This is a genomic window from Nakamurella sp. (assembly GCF_044224575.1).
Lineage (GTDB): Bacteria > Actinomycetota > Actinomycetes > Mycobacteriales > Nakamurellaceae > Nakamurella.
Genome location: NZ_JBGAKE010000002.1, coordinates 240,363 through 254,245 on the forward strand (window position 1 = coordinate 240,363; position 13,883 = coordinate 254,245).

At 70.9% G+C, this 13,883-nt stretch carries 13 protein-coding genes; 7 read left to right on the forward strand and 6 right to left on the reverse strand.

Features of this window, described 5'->3' with window-relative positions; all coding sequences use genetic code 11:
• The first annotated feature begins 9 nt into the window (after positions 1 to 9).
• Both ispG and ACILSK_RS03315 read left to right on the forward strand, forming a co-directional pair.
• Complete coding sequence (gene ispG, locus ACILSK_RS03310; protein ID WP_395725690.1) at positions 10 to 1,191, forward strand: flavodoxin-dependent (E)-4-hydroxy-3-methylbut-2-enyl-diphosphate synthase; 1,182 nt, start codon at positions 10 to 12, stop codon at positions 1,189 to 1,191.
• Between the two features lie 119 nt (positions 1,192 to 1,310).
• A complete protein-coding gene (locus ACILSK_RS03315; protein WP_395725691.1) occupies positions 1,311 to 2,147 on the forward strand; it encodes a GNAT family N-acetyltransferase in 837 nt (278 codons plus the stop codon).
• 31 nt (positions 2,148 to 2,178) lie between these two features.
• On the opposite strand, the gene rpiA is transcribed toward ACILSK_RS03315, so the two are convergent.
• Both rpiA and ACILSK_RS03325 read right to left on the reverse strand, forming a co-directional pair.
• Positions 2,179 to 2,823, reverse strand: a complete 645-nt coding sequence (gene rpiA / locus ACILSK_RS03320) for a ribose 5-phosphate isomerase A (protein WP_395725692.1) — start codon at positions 2,821 to 2,823, stop codon at positions 2,179 to 2,181.
• A 140-nt stretch (positions 2,824 to 2,963) separates the two neighbouring features.
• A complete protein-coding gene (locus ACILSK_RS03325; RefSeq protein WP_395725693.1) occupies positions 2,964 to 3,473 on the reverse strand; it encodes an LURP-one-related/scramblase family protein in 510 nt (169 codons plus the stop codon).
• A gap of 198 nt (positions 3,474 to 3,671) precedes the next feature.
• Between ACILSK_RS03325 and ACILSK_RS03330 the strand changes: the two genes are divergently transcribed.
• Genes ACILSK_RS03330 through map form a run of 3 tightly spaced genes read left to right on the forward strand, consistent with a single transcriptional unit; the run spans position 3,672 to position 7,499 of the window.
• Entirely contained in the window at positions 3,672 to 4,622 is a 951-nt protein-coding gene (locus ACILSK_RS03330; RefSeq protein ID WP_395725694.1) for an anti-sigma factor RsbA family regulatory protein, read from the forward strand.
• A 60-nt stretch (positions 4,623 to 4,682) separates the two neighbouring features.
• The gene (locus ACILSK_RS03335) at positions 4,683 to 6,617 is read left to right on the forward strand and encodes a penicillin-binding transpeptidase domain-containing protein (protein WP_395725695.1); all 1,935 of its coding nucleotides are present in this window, start codon (positions 4,683 to 4,685) and stop codon (positions 6,615 to 6,617) included.
• 24 nt (positions 6,618 to 6,641) lie between these two features.
• Positions 6,642 to 7,499, forward strand: a complete 858-nt coding sequence (gene map / locus ACILSK_RS03340) for a type I methionyl aminopeptidase (RefSeq protein ID WP_395725836.1) — start codon at positions 6,642 to 6,644, stop codon at positions 7,497 to 7,499.
• Between the two features lie 23 nt (positions 7,500 to 7,522).
• Here the strand turns inward: map and ACILSK_RS03345 are convergent, their stop codons facing one another.
• Positions 7,523 to 8,827 carry a VWA domain-containing protein gene (locus ACILSK_RS03345; protein ID WP_395725696.1) on the reverse strand — a complete coding sequence of 435 codons (1,305 nt, stop codon included), beginning with the start codon at positions 8,825 to 8,827 and terminating at the stop codon, positions 7,523 to 7,525.
• Positions 8,828 to 8,911: 84 nt separating this feature from the next.
• Between ACILSK_RS03345 and ACILSK_RS03350 the strand changes: the two genes are divergently transcribed.
• Positions 8,912 to 10,054, forward strand: a complete 1,143-nt coding sequence (locus tag ACILSK_RS03350) for a BTAD domain-containing putative transcriptional regulator (RefSeq protein WP_395725697.1) — start codon at positions 8,912 to 8,914, stop codon at positions 10,052 to 10,054.
• Positions 10,055 to 10,208: 154 nt separating this feature from the next.
• Entirely contained in the window at positions 10,209 to 10,715 is a 507-nt protein-coding gene (locus tag ACILSK_RS03355; protein ID WP_395725698.1) for a hypothetical protein, read from the forward strand.
• 85 nt (positions 10,716 to 10,800) lie between these two features.
• Here ACILSK_RS03355 and ACILSK_RS03360 read toward each other — a convergent pair whose 3' ends face one another.
• From ACILSK_RS03360 to ACILSK_RS03370, 3 genes are all read right to left on the reverse strand, one after another.
• Positions 10,801 to 12,207, reverse strand: a complete 1,407-nt coding sequence (locus ACILSK_RS03360; protein WP_395725699.1) for a mycothione reductase — start codon at positions 12,205 to 12,207, stop codon at positions 10,801 to 10,803.
• Between the two features lie 73 nt (positions 12,208 to 12,280).
• Positions 12,281 to 12,823: a YbhB/YbcL family Raf kinase inhibitor-like protein gene (locus tag ACILSK_RS03365; protein WP_395725700.1), complete on the reverse strand. Its 543-nt coding sequence runs from the start codon at positions 12,821 to 12,823 to the stop codon at positions 12,281 to 12,283.
• A gap of 85 nt (positions 12,824 to 12,908) precedes the next feature.
• Positions 12,909 to 13,826, reverse strand: coding sequence for a serine protein kinase RIO (locus ACILSK_RS03370; protein WP_395725837.1), 918 nt, complete (start codon positions 13,824 to 13,826; stop codon positions 12,909 to 12,911).
• Positions 13,827 to 13,883: the final 57 nt, after the last annotated feature.

Here is a 13,883-nt window from a genome sequence, read left to right on the forward strand (position 1 = left end):
CAAAAGGATATGACTGCAGTGTCCACTTCAGTGGGCCTGGGCCTGCCGAGCATGCCCGCCGACCGCGCTGTCCCGGTGCTGGCGCCCCGCCGCAAGACCCGTCAGCTGGACGTCGGCGGGGTCGGTGTGGGCAGCGACCATCCGGTGTCGGTGCAGTCGATGACGACGACCGTCACCGCCGACATCAACGCCACCCTGCAGCAGATTGCCGAGCTGACCGCGTCCGGCTGCCAGATCGTCCGGGTCGCCGTGCCGAGCACCGACGACGCCGCGGCCCTGCCGATCATCGCCCGCAAGTCCCAGATCCCGGTGATCGCCGACATTCACTTCCAGCCCAAATATGTCTTCGCCGCGATCGACGCCGGTTGTGCGGCCGTCCGGGTGAATCCGGGGAACATCAAGGCGTTCGACGACAAGGTCGGCGAGATCGCGAAGGCCGCCGCCGACGCCGGCACCCCCATCCGGATCGGCGTGAACGCCGGCTCGCTGGACAAGCGGCTGCTGGCCAAGTACGGCAAGGCCACCCCGGAGGCGTTGGTCGAGTCGGCGCTGTGGGAGTGCTCACTGTTCGAGGAGCACGACTTTCGCGACATCAAGATCTCCGTCAAGCACAACGATCCGGTGATCATGGTCCGGGCCTACGAGCTGCTGGCCCAGCAGTGCGACTACCCGCTGCACCTGGGTGTCACCGAGGCCGGCCCGGCATTTCAGGGCACCATCAAGTCATCGGTGGCGTTCGGCGCGCTGCTGGCCCAGGGCATCGGCGACACCATCCGGGTGTCGCTGTCCGCGCCGCCGGCCGAGGAGGTCAAGGTCGGCCTGCAGATCCTGGAGTCGCTCAACCTGCGCGAGCGCGGCCTGGAGATCGTCTCCTGCCCGTCCTGCGGACGGGCCCAGGTGGACGTCTACACCCTGGCCGACCAGGTGACGGCCGGTCTCGAGGGCATGGACGTGCCGCTGCGGGTGGCCGTGATGGGCTGCGTGGTCAACGGGCCGGGGGAGGCCCGGGAGGCCGATCTCGGGGTTGCCTCCGGCAACGGCAAGGGCCAGATCTTCGTCAAGGGCGAGGTGATCAAGACCGTGCCGGAGTCGCAGATCGTCGAGACGCTGATCGAGGAGGCCATGCGGATCGCCGAGGACCTGCGCGCCGCCGGGGTGGCGTCCGGCGAGCCGACCGTGGTGCACGCCTGACACCCGCCGACCCGGGGTGACACGGCGAAGCGGGTCGGGCGTGGCATTCTTGCCGTAAGAACGGCCCCGACCCGTACGACCCGTCTCTCGGACCAGCGCCGGACCAGTGAAGGCCACGCATGCTCACCGCGAGTTTCTCCCGGATCCTCGGCTCGGGGCACGCCGCGCAGGTGTCCCGGGTACTGACGGCCGACCCGGTGGCCTCCTGCATGATCGCCGCCCGGTTCGAGCAGGTCGGAATGAACGAAGCGGCCATGGGCGGCCAGTTCTGGGGGATCGGCGGCGGCCGGGACGGGCTGCTGTTCGCCGGCGCGTCGATGGTTCCGTTGGCCGGCGACGCGGCGGCGATGCGGACATTCGCGCACACTGCGGCCCGGCGGGGACGCCGGTGCGCGACCATCCTGGGCCCGGCCGATCGGGTGCTGCCCTTCTGGGAACGTCTCGAACCCCGGTGGGGGCCGGCTCGTGAGCTTCGGCCCGATCAACCCTTGATGGTCTGCGCCGCCGACCCCCTCGGTGCGCCGGATCCGCACGTCCGGCTGGTCCGGCCGCACGAGGTGGACAACTACTACCCGGCCGCGGTGGCCATGTTCACCGAGGAGGTCGGCGTCGATCCGCGCGGCGGTGACAACGGGCGCAGCTACCGCGCCCGGATCACCGAGCTGATCGGCGCCGGACGCGCCTACGCCCGGTTCGACGGCGACACGGTGATGTTCAAGGCCGAGGTGGGATCGTTGTCCCGGTCGGTCGCGCTCGTTCAGGGCGTCTGGGTGCATCCGCAGTTACGCGGTCGGGGGCTGGCCGCCCCGGCGATGGCCTCGGTGGTCCGGTCCATCCAGCGCGATCTCGGTCGGATGCCCAGCCTGTACGTCAACGACTACAACGTCCGGGCCCGCCGCTGTTACGAGCGCATCGGCTTCCGCCAGATCGGCACCTTCGCGTCCGTGCTGTTCTGACCACGCGGCGGTTCCGACCACGCGCCGCCGGTCAGGCCCGGATCACCCGGTGCTCGACATCGACGCCCCGGGCGATCAGCACGTCGTGCACCATCGACGGCGGGAACAGACCGTGGTCCACCAGACCGGGGGCCGCGCTCAGCCGCGCGGCCAGCGCGGCCGGGTCCGACAGATCCCCGTGGTAATCGCCGATGACGCCGCCGTCGGGGCTGCGCGGGACGTCGCGCAGCACCACCGACGCCAACTCGCGCAGCGTCGCCGCCAGTCCGTACTCCATCAATTCGACCGGCACGGACCCGTGCAACGCGTCGACCGGCTTGCTGGAATCGGCGATCACCACGAACCGGTCGGCCGCATTGGCGACGACCTTCTCCCGGGTGTGCGCGGCCCCGCCGCCCTTGATCAGCCAGCCGTCCGGGGCGATCTGATCGGCTCCGTCGATCGCGATGTCGAAGCGGTCCACCTCGCGAAAGTCCAGCACCCGCAGGCCCAGTGCGGTCGCGGCCTGCGCGGTCCGCGGCGAGGTGGCCACGCAACGGATGTCCAGCTGCCGGCCGGCCAGGGCGGGCAGCAGGTAGGCCACGGTCGAACCGGTGCCCAGCCCGACCGTCATCCCGCTCTCGACGAACGCGACGGAAGCCTCGGCGGCGACCCGCTTCTCGTCCTCGATCGTCATACCCCCGCCTTTCCAGGGCCCTTCACCGGCTCGTCCGCCCCGGAACGGAGGCGGGCGCGCGACGGTGCCGACAGGGTCGTGCCGCCGGCGCCGACCGGCGGCGCCGAGGACACTGTAGAGGGTGGCCGGGGTCGGGTGGGTCAGCCGCGGGCCATCTCGTCGATGCAGACGGTCACGGCCAGGATGAACGGCTGGTTCTCGTCAGGGGCGATCTCCACCCCGTAGGTGTCCCGCACGCGGAACCACTTCTTCGAGATCGTCGCGATGGTGTTGCCGTCGCGCTCGATCTCGTACTCGTGGTCGACGAAGTTGCCGTGCGCGTGCAGCTTTTCACCGTTGTCCGGATCGATGACGAACCGGTCCCGGATGCCGACGAGGGCCTTGTGGACCACGGCCTCGGTGCCGCCCCACTCGATCTTCATCTTGTCCCGGACCGAGAGCTTCTTCTCCTGGATCTTGGCGAGCTCACCACCGGTGTTGTCTTCGAGAATGAAGGTGTCCCGGAAGCGGATGGCCTTGCCGTTGACCTTGTAGACCTTCTCTCCCTGCTCGTTCTCGATCCAGTAGTCGTCCCCGATCGCGAGCAGCTTCTCGCGCATCTGGTAGTGCCGGGGCGTCGGGCCGTCGTCGTGGTGGCGGAAAAGTCCCATGCGCCTGATCATCCGGGTTCGGTCGGTCGGGCGCGCCGCCCGGTCGGGGTGAGATTTCCGGGGAGGGTGTCGATGATTGCCCCGTTCGGCCGTCCCGGACGGCGGCCGCGGCCAGTAGGGTGAAGAGGCACACACGCTCGGGGGACGTGCATGTTTGCGTCGTGTCACAAGACTCTGGACTCAATGGGGAGGCCGCGCTTGCCAGCGTTGATCAGTGGGCGGTCGGCCCACCGGGGGTACCGGCACGAGGCCGTGTTCTATCGGGGCGACCGGGAGTTCCTCGACCTGGTCGGGCCGTTCATCCGGGACGGGGTCGATGCCCGCCAACCGGTGATGGTCGCGGTGATCGGAGCCCGGATCGCCGCATTGCGGACGGAACTGGGAACCGCCGCGCAGGGCGTCGAATTCGTGGACATGAGCGAACTCGGCCGGAACCCGGCGAGGATCATCCCGGCGTGGCGCGAGTTCCTGGACCGGCACCGCTCGGCGGGCCCGGTCCGCGGGGTGGGGGAGCCGATCTGGGCCGGCCGCCGGGCCGCCGAATTGCAGGAGTGCCAGCTGCACGAGGCGCTGCTGAACATGGCGATCGCGCCGAGCACCCCGTTCTGGCTGTTGTGCCCGTACGACCGGGCCGGCCTGGACGCCGCGGTCATCGAGGAGGCCGCCCGCAGCCACCCGGTCATCGTCGAACCGCGGATCTACCGGGGCAGCACCGTCTACGGCGGTTCGCATCACGCCGCCGAACTTTTCGGCCGGGAGCTGCCGCCACCCGCGGAACCGGTCCGGCGGCTGATGGTCGATCCGGCTGCCGGCCATCACGTCTCGGACTGGGTCCGACGCTGGGCCGAGGCCTCCGGGGTGCAGCGCCGGCGGGCCGCCGGCCTGGCCGCTGCGGTGCGCACGGTCACCCAGGCCACGGAGGCGCACACCGGCCACAGCCAGATGCTGCAGCTGTGGCAGCAGGGTGCCGACCTGATCTGCGAATTGCACGATTCGACGCCGGTCGGCGACCCGATGATCGGCCGGCGCCTCCCCGGTCAGGACAACTCCCGCGGCCGTGCGCTGAGCGCGGCCCATCAGGCGTGCGATCTGGTGCAGGTGCGGTCCAATGCCCGCGGCACGACCGTCCGGGTACATACCTGGCTGTAAGTCGTCACCCGCGGATGTCGCAGCGGCCGGATGGCCGGCCGCATGGGGATACTGGGGCCCATGGCGGTGCGTCGGACGAGGTGGTGGTCGCACCGGGGGGGCCGGACGGTGCTCGCGCTGGTGGCCGTGCTGGCCGCGCTGGCGGGGTGCACGTCCGACCCGAACTCCGGCGACCCGGGTCCGGCCGACCGCGTGGCCGCCTTCGTTGCCGCCTGGCAACAGATGGACTACGGCGCGGCGGCCGACGAGACCACCAGCCCGGCGGCCGCGGCGGTCATGCTCGACGAGGTCACCAGCGACCTTCGGCCGGACCGGCTGACGATCGCGACCGGGGATCTCACCCGGACCGGCAACCAGGCGAGCGTCACCGTCACCTTCAACTGGCAGTTGCCGGACGCCGGCACCTGGACCTACCCCGCCACCTGGACCTGGAAGAAGAACCGGGACTGGGAGCTCGACTGGTCCCCGTCGGCGATCCATCCCAAGCTCGGCGAGCGCCAGACCCTCGCCGCGCGAACCACATCGGCCGAGCCGGGCGTGCTCGTCGACCGCAACAACAACCGGATCGTGCAGCCGGTCACCGTCTATTCGGTGGTGCTGATGCCGGCCAAGACCCCGGACGTCACCGCCGCGGCGGCCGCCCTGGCGCCGGTGCTGTCGCCGGTGGATCCGACGGTGACGGCCGACGGCATCGTGGCGGGCGTCGCCCAGGCGCAGGCCGAGGCGGCGGCCGCGGTTCCGGCCTCCCCCGCCGCGCCGGCGAGTACCGGTGTGGCGGGGACCGCCGAGGACGGCACCCCGCCGGCCGATCCGGCGAGCATCGGCTACACCGTGACCAATCTGCGGGAGGCCGACTTCCAGAAGGTCAAGCCGCAACTCGACGCGATCACCGGGCTCAGCTTCCCGTCCCAGGTACGCAACCTGCCGCCGACCCGCGACTTCGCCAAGGCGATCCTGGCCCAGGTGACGCCGGTCGCCGATCCGCTGATGAAGGGCACCGACGGCTGGTCGGTGGTCATCGTGGACAGCACCGGTGGCGTGCTGGACACGTTGGACGACCATCCCGCGGTCGCCGGTCAGCGGGTCACCCTGGCCTTGGACTCCGGCATCCAGCAGGCCGCCGAAGCGGCGATCGCCGACCAGGACAAGCCGGCCGTCCTGCTGATCATGCAGCCCTCCAGCGGCGAGTTGCTGGCGGTCGCGCAGAACGCCGCCGCCAACGCGCAGGGCACCCCGGCGTTGACCGGTCAGTACCCACCCGGGTCCACGTTCAAGGTGGTGACCGCGACCGCGGCGATGGAACGCGGCCTGACCGCGCCCGGGCAGCCGATCGACTGCCCCGGGGTGTACACCGTGCAGGGCCGGGCCATCCGAAATTCCCATGACTTCGCGCTGGGCGCCGTTGATGTCACCGAGGCATTCGCCCGATCCTGCAATACCACCTTCGCCGCCCTGTCCACGCAGATGCCGGCCGACGCCCTGCCGCAGACCGCGGCGGCCTTCGGGATCGGGTTGGACTTCGTCATGCCGGGCGCGACCACGCTGACCGGCAAGGTGCCCAATGCCGACTCGCAGATCCAACGGGCCGAGAACGGGTTCGGCCAGGGGCAGGTGCTGGTCACGCCGTTCGGCGAGGTGCTGGCCGCGGCGACGGCCGCCCGGGGCAGCATGCCGCTGCCGGTGCTGATCCGCGGCATGACGACGACGGTCGACAAGGAGCCGCCGGCGATTCCGGCCGCGGCCATCCAGGGCGTGCAGACGTTCATGGCCGCGGTGGTGGCCAGCGGCACCGGCGCCGGTCTGGCCGGGTATGGCGACACCCACGCCAAGACGGGTACCGCCGAGTTCGCCGCCGCCGACGGTTCGCTGCACGCGCACGCGTGGACGATGGGTTTTCGGGGCGACATGGCGTTCGCCGCGCTCGTCGTCGGTGGCGAGGACTCGGTGGTCACCAATCAGGTCGTGGCCAAGATGCTGGCCACCGTGCCGGCCTGACCGGCTCCGGGTCGTAGTCTCGGGATCATGTTGCGCACCGCCCTGCAGCCCGGCCGGCCGACCCCGATCCGGACGGTCCCGTCCGCCATCGCCCGGCCGGAGTACGTCGGCCGCCCGGGCCCCGCCCCCAGTACCGATCCGTGGGTGCAGCCGGCGGAGATCATCGAGAAGATGCGGGTGGCGAGCCGGCTGGCGGCCCGGGCGATGGTCGAGGGGTCCAAGCTGGTGGTCCCCGGGACGACCACCGACGCCGTCGACGCCGTGGTGCACGAGTACCTGTGCGACCACGGCGCCTACCCGTCCACATTGGGCTACAAGGGCTTTCCGAAGTCGTGCTGCACCTCGTTGAACGAAGTGATCTGTCATGGCATCCCGGACAGCACCGTCATCGAGGACGGCGACATCGTCAACATCGACGTGACCGCCTACATCGACGGGGTGCACGGCGACACCAACGCCACCTACCTGGCCGGTGACGTCGCCGAGGAGAACCGGCTCCTGGTGGAGCGGACCGAGGAGGCGCTGCGCCGGGCGATCAAGTCCGTCGCGCCCGGGCGTCAGCTGAACGTCATCGGTCGGGTCATCGAGTCCTACGCCAAGCGGTTCGGCTACGGCGTCGTCCGCGACTACACCGGGCACGGCATCGGCCGCACCTTCCATTCCGGACTGGTGATCCTGCACTACGACGAGCCGAGCGTGAGCACGGTGATCGAGAAGGGGATGACGTTCACCATCGAGCCCATGATCACCCTCGGCGGCATCGACTGGGACCTGTGGGACGACAACTGGACGGTGACCACGCGGGACCGGTCCTGGACGGCCCAGTTCGAGCACACCCTGGTGGTCACCGACACCGGCGCGGAGGTCCTGACGCTCCCGTAGTCGGGTCGATCGTCCGGTGCCGGCTACCCGGGCCCGACGATGCCCACCTGCCGGGCCGCCCGCAGCCAGTCGGGGAACTCGGTGAGCAGCCGGCGGTACAGCTCGGCGTCGGACACCCGATCGACGTCGTCCAGCGCGAAGAAGTCGACGTTGTCGACGATCCGGCCGTCCATGTCGTCCAGCTTCTCCAGCAGGCCGTAGTCGTTGGCGCCGAGGCCGACGAACTGCCAGAAGATCGGGAGCGCGGCGGCCTCGGCGATGATGCGGGTGATCTCCTTGCGCTTGTAGAAGCCGCCGTCGGTGAAGAACAGGACCAACGTCGGCGAGTCCCCGCGGTGGGCGCTGCCGGCGAGCTCGGTCAGGATCGGGACCTCGTCGTTGGAGCCGCCCAGTTTGCGGTAGTTGATCCCGCCGTGGGTGCCGTTCAGGTGCAGGAACTCGTCGGGCCAGGTCTCCAGGTCGGCCACCTGCAGATCCGGGAGGCGGGCGAACGTCTTGGCGTACAGGTAGGTCTCCAGGGCCCCGTCGGTGTCGAGCTGGATCGCCACCGGCACCATCCGCTCGACCACCCGGTGCACCAGGCCGGACTTGTACGCCTGGTACATCGAGCCCGTCTTGTCGATGACGAGCACGACCCGAGCGCGCTCGGCCTGCGCACCCTTGGTGAGCAGGACCTTGTGCACCTCGCGTTTGCGCAGATCCAGGGCCTGGCGCTTGACCAGCGACAGTCGCTCCTCGCCCGGCACGGACCGCGGACCGGGCGCGACCGACGTCACCGGCGCGGCGGGCGGGGGAGGCGGGGTATCCGGGGCGGCCGCCGGCCCGGCGGCCGAGGGTTCCGCGTCGACCTGCACGCCGTGCTCGCGGACCAGCGCGGCCAGGCCTTCGGTCCAACCGGCCGACACCGACCGAAGCTTCCACGCCCCGGCCCGCCGGTAGATCTCGGCCAGCACGGCCGCCCGCTCGGTGGTCAATCCGTGGGCGGGGACGTCGTACCCGTCCGGCCCGACACTCACCCCGAGCCCGTCGATATCGGCCAGCGAGCCGGGCTGCCGGTCGTCCAGCGCGACGGTCACCGCGACGGTCGCAATCGCGTCCGGCACGGCTCGCAGGTCCAGGGACAGGGAGTCCGGGGCGGTCAACCGCAACGCTCCCTCCGGCGAGGTGGGCTGGTTGAAGAACACCAGGTCGTCGTCGGCGCGGACGGTACGGTCGGCCGTCAATTGGAACGCCATCAGGTCCACGACGCCCGGGCGGGTGCCGCGCACGTGCACGGTCAGCCGGTCGGCGGTCAGCGGCGCGTTGGCTCCACGGCTCAGTTCTGGCACCGTGCCAGCCTCGCACAGCGGCGCAGTCCCGGGTTCTGCCCGTCCGGAGCCGGGCCATCGGCTGTCGCTGGTTACGATGCGCCGGTGACGCCCGCGGACCGCAACGATCAGGCCCCGGCGCTCGACGTGCGGCTGCTCGGGCCGCTCGAACTGCTGGTGGACGGCGTTGCGCTGCCGCTGCCCGGCGGCAAACCCAGGGCGCTGCTGGCCAGCTTGTTGATCAGCCGGAACCGGGTGGTGCCGGCGGACTCGTTGGCCGACGCCATCTGGGACGGCGACGTGCCGGGCAACTTTCTGGGCACCATGCAGGTGCATGTCTCGACCCTGCGCCGAGCGCTGCGTCCGCTGTCCGATGCCGGCCTGCTGACCGTGGCCACCCAGTCGCCCGGTTACCGGGCGGTCGTCGACGACGCGCTGGTCGACCAGGGCCGGTTCGGTCGCTGGGTCCGGGCCGGCAACGACCTGCTGGCCGCGCATCGGTACGCCGAGGCGGCGGAGCGGCTGCGGGCGGCGCTGGCCGAGTGGACCGGTGCCGCACTGGCCGACCTGCGCGGCTTCCGGTTTGCGGACGACTTCGCCGCGGCCGTCGAGGAGGACCGGCTCGTCGCCCTGCAATCCCGCATCGACGCCGACCTGGCGTCCGGCAACGAATCGGCGGTGATCGGCGAGCTGGTCACGCTGACCGGGCAGTACCCCCTGCGCGAGCCGTTCTGGATCCAGCTGATCATCGCCCTGTACCGGTCGGGGCGGCAGGCCGATGCGCTGGAGGCGGCCCGGCGGATCCGGCAGCTGCTGGACGACGAATTGGGCATCGACCCCAGCCCGGCGCTGCGGGAGATCGAACAGAAGGTGCTGCGCCAGGAATCGCTCGGCCCGGCCGGCCCGCCCGCGCCGTCCTCCACGTCGAATCAACGCACCGTCGCGGAGACGGCCATCGTGCTGTCCCACGCCCGGGTCCGGCTGCCGTCGGGGGAGACGCTGCCGGTGCCGAGCCGGGGGCTGCGACTGGGCCGGATGGAGGACAACGACCTGGTGGTCGCCGGCGAGCGGGTCAGCCGGTACCACGCCGTGGTGGCCGAGACCACGAACGGGTTCACGGTGACCGATCTGCGGTCGACCAACGGCACGCACGTGAACGACGAGCGGGTCGTGGACAGTCACCTGCTGCATGACGGCGACCGGATCCGGGTCGGTCGCACCGAGATCGTCTTCCTGCTGGACGCCTGACCGGCGCCTGATCAGCCGCCTGTCCGGCCGAGCCGTTGGCCCGGCTGCGCGATTCCCCGGCCTTCAGCCGTTCTTCGGTGGGTCTTCAGCGGGTGGGCCGATTCTTTGATCTGTCAGCGAGAACGCGAGCACAGATCACGTCCAGGAGGACCCCATGAGCACCACCACCACCGCCGCCTGTTCCATCAGCAGCAGTGCCCGCACCCTGGTCCGTCGCCTGGCCGGGATCATCGTGGCCACCGCCGCCCTGTTCCTGGGTTTCGCGGTCGCCGGCAACGCCGCCCCGGCGCACGCGGACACCGTCGCGGGCAGCACCGTGTTCGGGACCACGGTGGAGTGCGGCGGGGATTCGTTGGTGTTCACCACGACGTCGGACGCCGACTACGGCAGCTACGCCAAGATCTGGGTGTGGGACACCTCCACGCAGCAGTGGGTCACCGATGAGGTGTGGGTGGAGGCCGACTACTCCGCCTCGTTCAACGTGGCGGATCTGACGTTCGATCCCGGCTACTACATGGTGTACGTGCAGTACGCGCAGTGGAACGGTGACGACTTCGACTTCTCGGGCGAGTACATCAGCACCTACGAGCAGTACTACAGCTACTCCGACCACGAGGCCGAGTCGTTCTGCTACATGGGCAACGACCTGGCCGACTACTGATCGACCGTCCTGCGCAGGGCCCGCCCCCCGGTTCCGGGGCGGGCCCTTCCGCATGTCCGGGGGACCCCGCGCGGCGGGGAAGGGGTCAGCCGGTGGGGGTGGGGAGGGCCAGCAGCGCGTTCTCCACCACCTCGGACAGGGCCGGGTGGATCCAGTACTGACCGCGGGCGACGTCGTGCGCCCGCTGCCCGAACGACATGGCCTGCACGAGCGGTTGGATCACCGTGGCCGCCTCCGGCCCGATCAGGTGCGCGCCGAGCAGCAGACCGGTCTTCGGGTCGGCGAGCACCTTGGCGAAGCCCTCGGTGTCCTCCCGGGCCCAGCCGGCGGCGGTGCCGCCGTAGTCGCGGCGGCCGACCACGAACTCGATGCCCCGCTCGCGCGCCTGCCGTTCGGTCAGGCCGACGGAGGCGATCTGCGGCTCGGTGAACACCGCCGCCGGCACGAACCGATGGTCGGTGGTGATTCGGGCGTCGGGGTGGGTCAGGTTGTGCCGGACCACCCGCGCCTCGTGGTTGGCGACGTGCTTGAGCGCGTACGGCGAGCTCAGGTCGCCCAGCGCGTAGATGCCGGGGACCACCGTCTCCTGGTACTCGTCGACGATCACCCGGCCGGTCCCGGTCACGGTGACCCCGGTGGCCGGCAGGTCCAGCAGGTCCGAATTGGGCCGCCGACCGGTCGCGATCAGCAGCATGTCGGCGTCGACGGTGTTCTCCCCGTACGGGCTCTCCAGGAAGACCCGGATGCCGTCGCCGAGCGGCTTGACCCCGCAGATCTCGGTGTCCCGGCGCAGGTCGTAGCGGCCCATGACGTGGTCGGTGAAGGTTGCGGCGATGTCGTCGTCGTGGTGCCGCAGCAGCCGGGAGCCGCGGACGATCTGGGTGACGCGGGTGCCGAACGAGTCGAAGATGTGCGCGAATTCGGCCGCGATGTACCCGCCGCCGACCACCACGACCCGCTCGGGACGCTCGTCGATCCGCATGATGGTGTCCGAGGTGTGCACCACGCCGTCGCCGACGATTTCCTCGTCCAGCCCGGGAATGTCCGGGATGACCGGCCGGCCGCCGGCGGCCAGCACGAACCGGTCGGCGGTCAGCTCCACCCGGCCGCCGTCGGTCAACGCCACCGTCATCTGCTTGACGCCGGTGAACCGGGCCGTGCCCTGCAGCATCTGCAGGTTCGGCCACTTCTCGCCCTGCCGGAAATGCAGACCGTTCGCCGAGATCTCGTCGATGCGGGCGAAGATGCGGTCACGCAGCAGGGGCCAGTCGACCGGGGCAACGGTGGCCATCAGGCCCAACCGGTCCGCGCGGACGACGGCGTCGGCCAGATCCGCGGGGTACACGAAGCTCTTGGTCGGAATACAGCCCACGTTCAGGCAGGTCCCACCGAAGGCGCCGGACTCGATCAGCGCGACACGTTGCTCCCGGAACTCCCGGCCGAGGATGGTGTTGCCCGAACCGGAGCCGACCACGACAAGATCGAAGTGCATGGGGCCAGGCTACGACGGCGGCGCCGGACGGCAATCCGGGGCGCAGGCGCCGCGGACCGGGTGGCGGCGGCCGTCAGTAGGAGAAGACCGGGGTGAGGATCCCCCGGGCCAGGGTGTGGAAGACCAGGTTGAAGGCGACCACGGTGGGGCTGGCGCTCTCGTCCGGGCCGAGCGAGGGCACGTCGACCGCATGCACCACGAAGAAGTAGCGGTGCACCTGGTCGCCCGGCGGCGGGGCCGGGCCGTCGTATCCGGCCGTACCGAAGTCGTTGCGCACGTGGAACGCCCCGGCGGGGAGCGTGCCCCCGTCGCTGCCCGCGCCGCGGGCCAGTTCGGTGACCGTGACCGGGATGTCGACGGCCGTCCAGTGCCAGAAGCCGGCGGGCGTCGGCGCGTCCGGGTCGAAGCAGCTGACCACGAACGACTCCGTGTCGGCCGGGAAGCCGGACCACGACAGGGCCGGGGAGATGTTCTGCCCGCCGGGCGCGTCGGGACCGTAGCGGAACTCGGGCGCGACCAGCTGCCCGTCGGCGATGTCCGGACTGCTCACCGTGAACGAGCCGACCTCCGGCAGCAGGCCGTACGGGTCGGGGGTGACGGGTCGATCCAGGCTCACGACGCTCTCCTCGGTCTGCGGACGATCGGTGGCCGGTGGCACCGTCGCCGATGCCACCGGCATTCAACCACTCGCCGTGCCCGGGCTACGGGAGGGCCAACCCGCCCAGGTGCAGCGCCAGGATTTCCGCGTCGGCCGCCAGCACGCCGCGCCGGGCAAAGAACTCGGCGATGTTCCGGCAGTCCCGGTCCAGGAACTCCGCCCCCGACGGGTTGGCGACCAGGTCAACCACCTGGGGCAGATCGATGACGACGCAGTGAGTTTCGCCGCTGGGGGAGACGTCGACGAGCACGTTGTAGGGGGACAGGTCGCCGTGGGTCAGCCCGGCCTCGGCGAGGATCTCCAGGGTGCCGACCAGGTCATGCCACAGCTCGGTGAATTCGGCGGTACCGGCCTCAATGGCGGCCAGCCGGGGGGCGGCGGTGCCGTCCGGATCGCCGATGAACTCCATCATCACCTCGCTGCCGATCAACTGCACCGGGTACGGCACCCGGGCGCCGGCCGACCACAACATGCCGAGCGCGGCGAACTCGGCCGCCGCCCACTTCCCGGCCAGCAACTCCCGGCCGAAGCCGGTGCGGGCGGCCATCGCCCGGGATTCCCGGGACCGGCGCACCCGGCGACCCTCCTGATAGGTGGCGTCGCGGTGGAAGAGCCGATGCTCGGCCGAGCGGAAGGTCTTGACCGCCAGCAGGCAGCCCGGGCCGCCCGGGACGGCCCGCTCCAGCAACCCGACGTCGGCTTCCTTCCCGGTCTTGAGGATGCCGAGCCGGGTGTCCCGGGCGGACAGCGAGGTGATCAGCCAGTCGGGGGCCGGACCGGGCCCGTGGGTGGCGACATCGTAGCTGGAGTAGGGACTCTCGTCGAACGAGTGATCGGTGTCCAGCTCGGGGGAGTGGTGCCCGGACTGGCCATCGGCCACGATGCGCGGCCGCGGATCGCTCGGCGGCCGTGGGCGTCGAGCCCGCTGCGCCGATCGGGCGGTGTCGAACCGGTCGAGCAGATCGTCGGTCTCGGCGTCATCGGGGTCGTCGGCGTCGTCGGGGTCGTCGAGGTCGTC

Bases quoted from the DNA above. Each gene is read 5' to 3' on its own strand.
- ispG (WP_395725690.1), top strand. From the start codon at position 10: ATGACTGCAGTGTCCACTTCAGTGGGCCTGGGCCTGCCGAGCATGCCC.
- ACILSK_RS03315 (WP_395725691.1), top strand. From the start codon at position 1,311: ATGCTCACCGCGAGTTTCTCCCGGATCCTCGGCTCGGGGCACGCCGCG.
- rpiA (WP_395725692.1), bottom strand. From the start codon at position 2,823: ATGACGATCGAGGACGAGAAGCGGGTCGCCGCCGAGGCTTCCGTCGCG.
- ACILSK_RS03325 (WP_395725693.1), bottom strand. From the start codon at position 3,473: ATGGGACTTTTCCGCCACCACGACGACGGCCCGACGCCCCGGCACTAC.
- ACILSK_RS03335 (WP_395725695.1), top strand. From the start codon at position 4,683: ATGGCGGTGCGTCGGACGAGGTGGTGGTCGCACCGGGGGGGCCGGACG.
- ACILSK_RS03355 (WP_395725698.1), top strand. From the start codon at position 10,209: ATGAGCACCACCACCACCGCCGCCTGTTCCATCAGCAGCAGTGCCCGC.
- ACILSK_RS03360 (WP_395725699.1), bottom strand. From the start codon at position 12,207: ATGCACTTCGATCTTGTCGTGGTCGGCTCCGGTTCGGGCAACACCATC.